9 protein-coding genes are annotated in these 11,522 nt (G+C 67.9%); all 9 read left to right on the top strand.

Annotated elements, in window-relative coordinates:
- The first annotated feature begins 3 nt into the window (after positions 1 to 3).
- From OHA18_RS02410 to OHA18_RS02370, 9 genes are read left to right on the top strand one after another with little or no spacing between them, the layout of a single operon-like run.
- Positions 4 to 1,128: an ABC transporter permease gene (locus tag OHA18_RS02410; protein ID WP_329001858.1), complete on the top strand. Its 1,125-nt coding sequence runs from the start codon at positions 4 to 6 to the stop codon at positions 1,126 to 1,128.
- An 11-nt stretch (positions 1,129 to 1,139) separates the two neighbouring features.
- The gene (locus tag OHA18_RS02405) at positions 1,140 to 2,135 is read left to right on the top strand and encodes an ABC transporter ATP-binding protein (protein ID WP_329001857.1); all 996 of its coding nucleotides are present in this window, start codon (positions 1,140 to 1,142) and stop codon (positions 2,133 to 2,135) included.
- Positions 2,132 to 3,139: an ABC transporter ATP-binding protein gene (locus tag OHA18_RS02400; protein WP_329001855.1), complete on the top strand. Its 1,008-nt coding sequence runs from the start codon at positions 2,132 to 2,134 to the stop codon at positions 3,137 to 3,139. Before OHA18_RS02405 ends, OHA18_RS02400 begins: the two co-directional genes overlap by 4 nt.
- A gap of 14 nt (positions 3,140 to 3,153) precedes the next feature.
- Positions 3,154 to 4,698, top strand: coding sequence for an ABC transporter substrate-binding protein (locus OHA18_RS02395; RefSeq protein ID WP_329001854.1), 1,545 nt, complete (start codon positions 3,154 to 3,156; stop codon positions 4,696 to 4,698).
- The gene (locus tag OHA18_RS02390) at positions 4,695 to 5,759 is read left to right on the top strand and encodes a sialidase family protein (RefSeq protein ID WP_329001853.1); all 1,065 of its coding nucleotides are present in this window, start codon (positions 4,695 to 4,697) and stop codon (positions 5,757 to 5,759) included. The genes OHA18_RS02395 and OHA18_RS02390 overlap by 4 nt, the downstream gene beginning before the upstream one ends.
- Entirely contained in the window at positions 5,756 to 7,174 is a 1,419-nt protein-coding gene (locus tag OHA18_RS02385; protein ID WP_329001852.1) for a DUF5060 domain-containing protein, read from the top strand. The genes OHA18_RS02390 and OHA18_RS02385 overlap by 4 nt, the downstream gene beginning before the upstream one ends.
- Complete coding sequence (locus tag OHA18_RS02380; RefSeq protein WP_329001851.1) at positions 7,171 to 8,340, top strand: DUF5605 domain-containing protein; 1,170 nt, start codon at positions 7,171 to 7,173, stop codon at positions 8,338 to 8,340. Before OHA18_RS02385 ends, OHA18_RS02380 begins: the two co-directional genes overlap by 4 nt.
- The gene (locus OHA18_RS02375; protein WP_329001849.1) at positions 8,340 to 10,400 is read left to right on the top strand and encodes a hypothetical protein; all 2,061 of its coding nucleotides are present in this window, start codon (positions 8,340 to 8,342) and stop codon (positions 10,398 to 10,400) included. The genes OHA18_RS02380 and OHA18_RS02375 overlap by 1 nt, the downstream gene beginning before the upstream one ends.
- On the top strand, positions 10,397 to 11,521 hold the full coding sequence (locus OHA18_RS02370) for a glycoside hydrolase family 28 protein (RefSeq protein WP_329001847.1): 1,125 nt from the start codon (positions 10,397 to 10,399) through the stop codon (positions 11,519 to 11,521). The genes OHA18_RS02375 and OHA18_RS02370 overlap by 4 nt, the downstream gene beginning before the upstream one ends.
- Position 11,522 lies beyond the last annotated feature (1 nt).

The raw sequence follows: 11,522 nt of genomic DNA, 5'->3' as shown, positions 1-11,522 counted from the left end.
TCCATGGCCCAGCAGACCGAGGTGCTCGTCGCCCCGCAAGAGGTGGTGAAGAGCCTCCGGGATCACGGCGCGCTGCCGCAGTGGCGGTTGATGTGGCGGCAGTTCCGCCGGCACAAACTGGCGCTGATCGGGCTGATCGTGCTGATCCCGATCTACTTCGTCGCGCTCCTCGCGGGCTTCTTCGCGCCGGCGAGCGCCGACACCGCCCACACCGCGCTGCCGTACGCGCCGCCGCAGCGGGTGCACATCTCCGGCGAGCACGGGATGTTCGTCTACGGGTACTCGTCGACGCGCAACCAGGAGACGTTCGAGCAGACCTTCACCGTCGACAAGTCGAAGATCATCGAGGTCGGGCTGTTCGTGCACGGCGACCGGTACTCCGTCCTCGGCCCGATCAAGTCCGACATCCACCTGATCGGCCCGACCACCGCGGGCGAGCCGTTCTTCCTGATCGGCGCGGACCAGTCCGGGCGCGACCTGCTGTCGCGGCTGATCCACGGCGCCCGGGTGTCGTTGTCGATCGGACTCGTCGGCGTGTTCGCCAGTTTCCTGCTCGGCATGCTGATCGGCGGCATCTCCGGCTACCTCGGCGGCACGGTCGACAACATCATCCAGCGGATCATCGAGTTCATCATGTCGATCCCGACGCTGCCGTTGTGGATGGCGTTGTCGGCGGCGCTGCCCGGCGGCTGGGGGCCGTTGACCCGGTACTTCGCGATCACGGTGATCCTCTCGCTGATCGGCTGGACCGGATTGGCGCGGGACGTCCGCGGCCGGTTCCTCAGCCTGCGCGAGGAGGACTTCGTGATGGCGGCCCGGCTCGACGGCGTGAGCCGGACCGGGATCATCTTCGGCCACATGGTGCCGTCGTTCGCCAGCCACATCATCGCCTCGGTGTCGATGGCGGTGCCGCGGATGATCCTCGGCGAGACCAGCCTGTCGTTCCTCGGCCTCGGCCTGCAGCCGCCGGCGGTCAGTTGGGGCGTGCTGCTCGAGGGCGCGCAGAACGTCCGTGCGGTCGCCACCGCGCCGTGGCTGCTGACGCCGGGCCTCGCGGTCGTGGTCGTCGTACTCGCCATGAACTTCGTCGGCGACGGTCTCCGCGACGCCGCGGATCCCTACAAGTGAGGAGTCCGGAGATGCAGCCTCTTCTGGAAGTGCGTGAGCTGAGGACCCACTTCGAGCTCAGTGACGGCGTGGTCAAGGCGGTCGACGGCGTCAGCCTGACGGTACGGCGTGGCCGAACCCTGGCCGTGGTGGGCGAGTCGGGCTGCGGGAAAAGTGTCACCGCGCGATCCATCCTGCGCCTGATCGAGCGGCCGGCCCGGATCGTCGGCGGCGAGGTCCTGCTGCACGACGAGACGGACGGTGAGCCGCTCGACCTGCTGTCCGCGAAGGACAAGCGGTTGCGGCAGGTGCGATGGGCCGACATCGCGATGGTGTTCCAGGAGCCGATGGCCTCGCTCAGCCTGGTACACACGATCGGCGACCAGATCGTCGAAGCCGTCCGGCTGCACGAGAACGTCGGCAAGCAGGCCGCGCGCGACCGGGCGATCGAGATGCTCGGCCGGGTCGGCATCCCGGACCCGAAGCGCCGGGTCGACTCGTACCCGTTCGAGCTCAGTGGTGGCATGCGGCAACGAGCCATGATCGCGATGGCGCTGGCCTGCCGGCCGCGGCTGCTGATCGCGGACGAGCCGACGACCGCGCTCGACGTGACCACGCAGGCGCAGATCCTCGACCTGCTGACGGATCTCCAGCAGGAGCTGGGGATGGCGATCATGCTGATCACCCACGATCTCGGCGTCGCCGCGCAGGTCGCCGACGAGGTCGCGGTGATGTACCTCGGCGAGGTCGTGGAGCAGGGGCCGGCATCCGCCGTACTGAGTAATCCCAAGCACCCGTACACGCAGGCGCTGGTGCGCTCGGTTCCCCGGCTCGGGCAGCGTGGCCGGGACCGGCTGGTCGCCGTCCGGGGGACGGTGCCACCGCCGTACGAGCGTCCTTCGGGGTGTCGTTTTCATCCGCGGTGTGACGCGTTCATGGCGGGGAAGTGCGACGTGACGGTGCCGGCGACGGTGCGCAGCGACGAGATCGACGTTGCCTGCCTGCTGTACGGGGAGGACGAACGATGAACCTGCTGGAGACCAAGGGCCTCACCATGCACTTCCCGCTGCAGGGAGGATTCCTCGGACGGAACCGCGGCTACGTGAAGGCTGTCGACGGTGTCGACCTGTCGATCAAGGCTGGTCGCACGCTCGGGCTGGTGGGTGAGTCCGGGTGTGGAAAGACGACGCTCGGCCGCTGCATCGTCCGTGCGTACGAGCCGACCGCGGGCAGCATCATGTTCGATGGCGTCGACCTGGCCACGCTGAACGAGAAGCAGTTGAAGCCGTACCGCGGGCAGGTCCGGCTGATCTTCCAGGACCCGCACTCCTCGCTCGACCCGCGCAAGACGCTGCGCGACATCATCGCGGAGCCGCTGCGGGTCCAGGACGCCGGATCGCGCGACGAGATCGACGACAAGGTCGCCGCGCTGCTGCGTCGCGTCGGGCTGCGAGCGGAGTACGCGCATCGCTACCCGCACGCGTTCAGCGGCGGCGAGCGGCAGCGGGTCGTGATCGCCCGGGCACTCGCGACCGAGCCGCGACTCGTGGTCGCGGACGAGGCGGTGAGCGCACTCGACGTCTCGGTCCGGGCCCAGATCCTCAACCTGCTGAAGGATCTGCAGGAGGAGTCCGGGCTCACCTATCTGTTCGTCTCCCACGACCTCGGCATCGTCGAGCACGTCGCCGACGACGTCGCGGTGATGTACGTCGGCAAGCTGGTCGAGAGCGCGTCGACCGAAGAGCTCTACACCAAGCCCCTGCACCCGTACACCGAGGCGCTGCTCAGCGCCGTACCGGATCCGGACCCCGCATCCCGCGGGCAGCGCGAGCGGATCAAGCTCAGCGGCGAGATCGCGGATCCGTCCAAGGTGCCGGCCGGCTGCCCGTTCCATCCCCGGTGCGGGTACGCCGAAGCCCGGTGTGCGACCGAAGTCCCGCAGCTGCGCGAGATCGGGGGCCGCAGAGTCGCGTGCCACCTCGCCGAGCAGCTGGATCTGAAGGGTGTCCTCACGGCCACCACCGCCCCGTAGGAAAGGTCATCTCCATGTCTGAAGACCAGAACGCCGAACGCCCGTCCGGCTCCAGCTCCGGCTTGTCGCGTCGCGGCTTCGTGCGCAACAGCGCACTGCTCGGCGGGCTTGCCGCCCTCGGCGGGATGCTCCCGGCCGGAACGGCCGCCGCCGCGACCACCAGCTCCACCACTGCGACACCGCGCAGCGGCGTCAACTCCGCGACCGGCTCCGTCGACATCCCGAACAAGTACGGCAAGCCGTTCTCGGTCGCCGACGACGAGCTGTTCGTCTTCGCCGCGAACTTCAAGCCGTTCGAACTCGGCGGCGACGACGACGGCCGCGAGGCACACCGGTACTTCGACGCCGTGTTCGGCGACGCGATCCGGGCCAAGTTCCCCGACATCAAGCTCAAGTACGCGACCTGGGACTACCCGATCCGGTACGAGGACATCGCCAAGGCCGGCCGCGTCCCGGACCTGATCCTGGAGGACCCGCGGCTGCGGATCGACCGCGACCTCGAGCCGCTCGGCTGGGTGCAGGACATCACGTCGGCGGTGCAGCAGGCCGGGATCGACCTGAGCACGCTGAACCTCGGCTCGGTCGAGCAGATCAAATCGCGCTCCGACGGCGGCCTGTACGGCGTCCCGCTGTGGATCGACGAGAGCCTGCTGTTCTACAACAAGCTGATCTTCGACAAGTTCCGGGTGCGGTACCCGTCGACTGGGTCGACGTACGACGACATCTACAAGCTGGCCCAGAAGCTCACCCGGCAGGACAAGACCGACCACTACAAGGGCTACATGCAGCACCCGGACAACTACCTCGCGATGAACCAGCTCGGGCTCTACCCGTTCGTGCCGGGTTCGAGTGAGCAGCCGGCGCCGGAGGACGTGAAGGTCAACCTGACCAGCAGCGAGTGGAAGTCGATCGCGAACAACCTGTACCGGTTCCTGATGATCCCGCGGAACAACTTCACCACCGTGGACGACTTCTTCAAGGGCGACATGAGCTTCCCCGGCCACCTCGCGATGGCGGTGAACAACCTGTCCAAGCTGAACGCGTACGCGCTCAGCCCGTACTACATCGAGGAGGACGACGCCGCGCAGTTCGCGGAGTGGGCCAAGAGCGTGAAGATCGGTGTCACGTCGATGCCGGTGCTGTCGCGCGGGTCGAAGTCGATCTACCAGCCGGACACGCGGGCCGCGTTCATCCCGCCGCAGTCGCAGCACCAGGACCAGGCGCTGGACGTGGTCAAGTACCTGGTGTCGGAGGAGATGCAGGCGCGGATCTCGTCGTACGGCATGAAGGGTGTGCTGAAGACGGACGCGGTGGTGAACGCGTTCGGTACGGCGATCCCGGAGCTGGCCGCGATCGACCCGTCGGCCGTGTACTGGGGCGACAACGCGGTGATCAAGAACTACCAGAACACCGAGTACTGGGACATCCCGCTGTACAAGGTGTTCCGGCAGCACGTGCTGAAGGACGGCATGGACGTCGACTCGTCGCTGCAGGTCGCCGAGCAGCTGGACATTCCGGCCTACATCAAGGCCCAGGCCGCCGCCGGATTCACGTGGTGAACGACCCCAGGTTCGACGGCCGCATCCGCGAGGGTGCGGCCCTCCTGCCCACCATCCACCCCGGCGACAGCCACGCCGCCACGCTCGTCGAGACACCCGCCGGCGATCTGCTCTGCGCCTGGTTCAACGGCCCCGCCGAAGGCGAGCCGGACACCAACATCATCCTGTCCCGCCTCCCAGCCGGCACCGGCACCTGGCTCCCACCCCAGCAGCTCTCGTCCGATCCCCACCGCTCAGAACAAAACCCCCTCCTGTTCGTCGCTGGAGCTGATGAGGTGTGGCTGCTGCATACGTCCAACGAGCCGCATGATCAGTCGACCTCGCGCGTGCTCCGGCGGGTTTCGTCTGACGGCGGGCTCAGCTGGGAGCGGAGCGAGGTGTTGTTCGACCATCTGGGCAGCTTTGTCCGGAACCCGGTTGTTGTGTTGAGCAACGGGGACTGGTTGCTGCCGGCGTACGACTGTGACAAGAGTGCGGAGCGGACCGTTCTGCAGCTCAGCACCGATCGGGGCGCGTCCTGGGAGCAGGTGGACGTGCCGGATGCGGTCGGGCAGGTGCAGATGAGTGTGGTGGAGCTGTCGCCCGGCGAGCTGGTCGGGTACTTCCGGAGTCGTGCCGCCGACCGGATCCACCGGTCGGTGTCCAAGGACAACGGTCGCACCTGGACCGCTCCCGAGCGGACCACCCTGCCGAACAACAACTCCGCGATCCAGGTCCTCCGCCTGACCGACGGGCGCCTGGTGATGGTGTTCAACGACTCGTCCGCCGACCGCGACCAGTTCCGCTGGGTCGACGACGGCAAGGGCGGCGTACGCCGGAAGACGCTGCGGACCCCGCTGACGCTGGCGTTGTCCGAGGACGACGGCGCCACCTGGCCGTACTGGCGGAACCTGCAGGTGCAGGACGAGGAGTACCGCGAGAACGAGTTCGGCTACTCGTACCCGACGCTGCTGCAGACCCGCGACGGCCGGCTGCACGTCGCGTACTCGTACCTGCGCAAGACGATCAGGCACGTGATCCTGGCGCCCGAGTGGATCCAGGCAGGAGACCGATTGCCATGAGTCCTGTCGTGAGTACCGAGAAGTGGGGCCTGCACGAGCTCACCTTGTCCGGACCATCCGAACTGGCAGGCGGCAACCCGTTCACCGATGTGGAGTTCCAGGTCACCTACCAGTTCCGGAACCGGATGGTGACCGTCGACGGCTTCTACGACGGCGACGGCACCTACCGCGCCCGGTTCTCGCCGGACCGCGAAGGCAGCTGGGACTACATCACCAGCAGCTCCGCGGCCGAGCTCGACGGGCATCGCGGCACGTTCGAGTGCACGCCGCCCGCGCCCGGGAACCACGGGCCGGTCGAGGTGCTCGGCGGGCACCACTTCTCGTACGCCGACGGCACGCGGTACGACTGCATCGGTACGACCTGCTACCACTGGACCTACGAGTCCAAGGACCTGCAGGAGCTGACCCTCGCATCGTTGCGCGAGGCACCGTTCGACAAGGTCCGGATGTGTCTGCTGCCGACGGACGGGATGCGCCCGGAGCGGACTCCGTTCGCCGGCTCGACGCCCGGTGCGGTGGACGTCGAGCGGTACGACCCGGTGTTCTTCCGGCACTTCGAGACCCGGATCGCGGATCTGCTTGCCCTTGGCATCCAAGCTGATCTGATCCTGTTCCATCCCTACGACCGTGGGGTGTGGGGCTTCGACCGGATGGCGCCGGCGCAGGACGCGGCCTTCGTGCGGTACGTCGTGGCGCGGTTGGCGGCGTACCGGAACGTCTGGTGGTCGCTGTCGAACGAGTACGACTTCAACCACGAGAAGACGATCGCCGACTGGGACCGGCTGCTGCAGCTGGTGCAGCGGTACGACCCGTACCAGCGGCTGCGGTCGATCCACAACGGGACCAAGATGTACGAGGTCTTCACGCCGTACGACTTCAGCAAACCGTGGATCACGCACCAGAGCGTGCAGCACTGGGACGGCGCCGAGGTCGCGGTCTGGCGGGACTGCCCGAAGCCGGTGGTCATCGACGAGATCGGCTACGAGGGCAACGCCGGCCGCCGCTGGGGCAACCTGACCGCGGACGAGCTGGTGCACCGGTTCTGGCAGGGCATGTCGCTCGGCGGGTACGTCGGGCACGGCGAGTCGTTCGTCGACCGGGCGACCCGGGCGTGGATCTCGGTCGGCGGCCGGCTGTACGGCGAGAGCCCGGAGCGGATCGACTTCCTGCGAGGCGTGTTCGCCGGGCTACCGCGGCAGTCGAACGGCGAGGTCGACGGCGATCGGTGCGTCCTGCACTACCTCGGCGACCGCCGGCCGTCGGCCGTCGAGCTCGAACTGCCGGACGGTATGCCGTTCCACTTCGACCTGATCGACACCCGCACGATGACGATCACGCCGCTGGACGAGTACTCCGGACCCAGCCGCATCCCACTACCCGCCACCCCGTACCTCGCCCTGAGAGGCACCCGATGACGTCAGTCGCCCGCTGGGACGTATTCGAGCTACCGGTCTCCGGCCCGACAGCCGTCGTCTTCCGCCATTCATCCGGCGCGACGGCGTACGCCGAATCGTTCCAAGCAGCTGATGGATGGCTCGTCCGGTTCAGCCCCGATGTCGAAGGTACCTGGTCGTACGACGGCGGGACGGTGACCTGTACCGCCACAACATCTCGCGGTCCCGTACGCCGCTCCGGTACTGCGCTGCGGTGGGCCGACGGGACGCCGTACCACCCGCTCACCACCACCTGGTTCGGCCGGCCCGACCAGTGGGCCGCTGCTCGTCCCGCACTCGCCGCATCACCCTTCAACCGCGTCCGCCTCCAAGCGTCCGAGGGTGTCGAGGAACAGGTCCGCGACCTGTTGGCCGCAGACATCGTCGCCGACGTGCTCCTGCCGCTTGGCGAGGACGTTGTCCGTGACGTCGTACTGCGGCTTGGTGCCTTCCGCAACGTCACCTGGTGTCTGTCTCCTGCCAGCTCGGCGGCTGACGTACGTCACCTGGCCGAGTTGATCGCCGAGCTCGACAGCGGGCGGCATCTGATCTCGATGCATCAGGCAACCGATCCCGGACCGCCCTGGCTGACCCACCTCAGCGTGCGGCTGGAGAATCTGCGCAGCGTCTCGGCGCTGCGCCGCGACTACGCGAAGCCGGTCTTCGTCGATGCCTGCGGTCACGAAGGCAACGGCTTCACGCCGGACACCAGCCTCCGCCCCGAAGAGCTGCTGACGCGCATCTGGGAAGGGACCGTCCGCGGCGCGTACGTGACCCACGGCGAGTCGTACGTCGACGCGGAAACCGGCTCGTGGTCAGCAGGTGGTAGCCGCCCCACCGGGGTGGTCGCTCAACGCCTCCGCCTGCTCCGCGAGGTCCTCGACGAGCTCCCCGACGGCGTCGAACCCATCGACGACTACCGCGACGCACCCACGCTCGCCGTACCGGAGTCGTACTACCTGCAGTACCTGGGTGAGCACCAGTTCCCCGACCGCACGTTCTCGCTCCCCGCAGGCGTGTACGACGTCGACGTGCTCGACGTGTGGAAGCACTCGGTCCGCCGTACGCGCGAGACTGTGACGGACACGCTGACGGTCCGGCTGCCGGGGACGCAGTACCAGGCCATTCAGATCCGCCGGGCTTCCTGATGCCTGCGTTGACCGCCGGCTCGCGCTCGGCGGAGCTCCGCCGTACTGCGGATGGCGTCGTCCTCCAGCTCGGTCTGACCGACGGCACCGTCTATCTCGAGCGGCCCGTGGCCAACCTGCTCACGTACTCGGTCGGCAGACCCTGGCAAACCAGCCTGATCCAACCTGACGGCTGGTGGATCTCGCGTCGGCCGGGGGAGCATCGGGCGGGGTGCCGGATGGGACCTGTTGCTGTTGAACTGCGGTTGTCGTTCGATGCTGCAGATCGGTTGGATGTCGAGCTCCGGTGGCGGAACACGAGCCAGCGGCGACTGGCTGACCTCGCCGTCGGTCTGTTGCTCGACCTCGGCCGGGTGATGGACAGCCAGCTGACCATCCCCGGACTGATCTACAACGACAACCCGTCGGCCGATCCGGCGCGTGCTGTGCCGCGTGTCGGACCGGCGCCTGGCGGTGGCTTCGTGGCGGAGGAGGACCGGCTGCCGATCCCTGGGATGAACCTCGAGTGGCGCACCGGCCGTGAGCGGCGGTGGCTCTCGCTGTTCTCCCGGCCGGAGCCGCGGCGGTCCGGTGACGGCCAGGTCCGGTACGGCTCGCTGGGGGCGATCCGGCAGGACGGGCCGGTACTGGCCGCGTTGAGCGGCGTCCTCATGTTCGACGGCAAGCAGGACGTCCGGTATGTCAGCAAAGCGGAGAGCGAGGCAACCGACGATGGGTACCTCACGCTGCGGCCTGGCGAGGTCTATACCCAACGCCTGGTCCTGGACTGGGGCCGGCAAGAGGTTCGTGGCCATGCCTTCCGGCACCTTGTGCACACCGGGCGTGCTCTGTTCACGGCTGCCGGCGGTCAGGGGCTCACGCTCGACGAACTCGTCGCTCGCAAGACAGTTGCCCTTGACAACAGGCGGTACCAGGCCGGAACCGTAGCCGGCTACACCAAGTTCAGCGATGTCCCCGGCAACGGTCCGCGGAAGGCCCGGCACTTCCTGTACGGGTGGACCGGGCAAGCGTTGAAGCTTGCCTGGTGTGACGCCCACGTCGGCTTCACGTCCGGCGATCGCGCACGGATCGACCGGTGCCGGGCCGCCGTCGAGTTCTACCTCTCCGGTAGCCCGACGCCGACGCCCGGCTTGCGGCACAACTCGTACCAGGTCAGCACCCGCCGCTGGACCAGCTTCCGCAGCGGCAACCGGCCGATGATCTCCAGCCGCGCGTACGGCGAAACTCTCGCCGACCTGGCCGATGTCATCACCCTCTTCCGCGCCCACCAAGAACCCGTCCCACCGTCCTGGCTGGACGCGCTCCAAGGCGCGATGACCTTCCTCCGCGGTCCCCAGTTGCCCGACGGCACGTTCCCGATCGGCTGGCGGCTCGACGGTACGCCGGCTGCGACGACGGTCTCCGCCGCCGGCATCCCGTGCGTGCTCGCCGCGATCAAGGCGTCGCAGGTGCTCGACGAGCTGGAGCTGTTGGCCGAGGCAACGACCTGGCTGAGCCGGTACCACGACCAGCATGCACGGACGTTCGACCGTCCGTTCGCCCGCTCCACCTTGGACGCGGCCTGCGAGGACAAGGAAGCCGGCATGTACTACTTCATGGCCGCTTCTGAACTGTTCCGCCGCACCGGCGACCCGCTCTATGCGACCTGGTGCGAGGTGGCCGCCGACTGGCTCCTCACCTGGGTGTACGTCTGGTCCCCGGAGCTCGACCAGGACGCGCCCCTCAGCACGGCCGGCTTCAACGCGATCGGCTGGCCTACCGTCAGCGTCCAGAACCACCACCTGGACACCTTCTTCCCAACCTACGAACTCCTCACCTTCGGTCTGGCCACCAACCGCCCCGAGTACGCCGCCGCTGCCCGGACCACCCTCGACGCCCTGAGCCAAGGCATCGCCGCAACCTCCGGCGACTGGAACTTCCCGGTCCCCGGCGAACAAGGCGAAGCGTTCTTCCAGACCCACTGGCAACGCCGCGGCCACGCCAACACCTGGAACCCGTCCTGGGTCATCGCCGTCTCACTCGCCAACGCCCTCCGCATCCGGGACCTGTGCGCCTCATGACCGATCACCTGATCACTGACCACGGCGCCGACCCCGACACGGACTGCACCACAGCGATCGCCAAGGCCATCGCCGCATGCGAGACCGGCGGCCGAGTCGTCGTACCCGCTGGCACCTACCTCACCGGCCCGATCCGGCTTCGCAGCAACGTCGAGTTGCACGTCTCGGCCGGCGCGACGCTCCGGTTCCTCACCGAACCAGCGGCGTACCCGATCGTGCGCACCCGCTGGCAGGGGATCGAGTGCTTCAGCCACTCACCCCTGATCTATGCGTACGACGAGGTGAATGTCGCGATCACCGGCACCGGCACCCTGGACGGCGGCGCCGGCGTGGACAACTGGTGGCGCAACACCCGTCCAGGCGGCGACTGGCAACGTCTCCTGCAGATGGTCGAGGACGACGTACCGGTCGAGGATCGCGTGTTCGAGCCCGGTCACGGGTTTCGCCCGAGCTTCATCCAGCCGCACACCTGCCACCGCATCCGGATCGAAGACGTCCGCATCGTCAACGCGCCGATGTGGGTGGTCCATCCGGTCTTCTGCACCGATGTGCTCGTCCGCGGCATCACGGTCGACAGCCGCGGCCCGAACAACGACGGCTGCAACCCCGACTCCTGCAAAGACGTCGTCATCACCGGTTGCTCTTTCAGCACGGGCGATGACTGCATCGCGATCAAGTCCGGCCGGGACGCCGACGGCCGCCGCGTCGCCCGCCCGTCCCAGAACATCCTGATCGAGTCCTGCCGCTTCACCGCCGGCCACGGCGCCCTGACCATCGGCAGCGAGACCTCTGGCGGGATCCACAACGTCCACGCCCGGGCGCTCCACGTCACGGGCTCGGCCGTCGACCACGCGATCCGGATCAAGACCAACTCCCACCGCGGCGGCCGGATCGAACACGTCACTGTCGAGGACACCGTCGTCGACGCTGTGACCACGTCCGCCGTCCTGATCACGACCAAACACGCCGATCCGGAGCAGTCCGGTGGCCATCCGCCCGTCGTACGCGATGTCACCATCACCAACCTCCAGGTTCGCTCCGCGCCGAAGACGCTCGAGGTCGACGACTCCGCGCAGGCGCCTGTGCAGAACCTCTCCTTCACAACGACCGAAACGTGGTGAG

Source organism: Kribbella sp. NBC_00709, from assembly GCF_036226565.1.
Lineage (GTDB): Bacteria > Actinomycetota > Actinomycetes > Propionibacteriales > Kribbellaceae > Kribbella.
This window is presented reverse-complemented; position numbering and strand designations above follow the sequence as displayed.

Bases quoted from the DNA above. Each gene is read 5' to 3' on its own strand.
- OHA18_RS02410 (WP_329001858.1), top strand. From the start codon at position 4: ATGGCCCAGCAGACCGAGGTGCTCGTCGCCCCGCAAGAGGTGGTGAAG.
- OHA18_RS02380 (WP_329001851.1), top strand. From the start codon at position 7,171: ATGACGTCAGTCGCCCGCTGGGACGTATTCGAGCTACCGGTCTCCGGC.
- OHA18_RS02400 (WP_329001855.1), top strand. From the start codon at position 2,132: ATGAACCTGCTGGAGACCAAGGGCCTCACCATGCACTTCCCGCTGCAG.
- OHA18_RS02395 (WP_329001854.1), top strand. From the start codon at position 3,154: ATGTCTGAAGACCAGAACGCCGAACGCCCGTCCGGCTCCAGCTCCGGC.
- OHA18_RS02405 (WP_329001857.1), top strand. From the start codon at position 1,140: ATGCAGCCTCTTCTGGAAGTGCGTGAGCTGAGGACCCACTTCGAGCTC.
- OHA18_RS02385 (WP_329001852.1), top strand. From the start codon at position 5,756: ATGAGTCCTGTCGTGAGTACCGAGAAGTGGGGCCTGCACGAGCTCACC.
- OHA18_RS02370 (WP_329001847.1), top strand. From the start codon at position 10,397: ATGACCGATCACCTGATCACTGACCACGGCGCCGACCCCGACACGGAC.
- OHA18_RS02375 (WP_329001849.1), top strand. From the start codon at position 8,340: ATGCCTGCGTTGACCGCCGGCTCGCGCTCGGCGGAGCTCCGCCGTACT.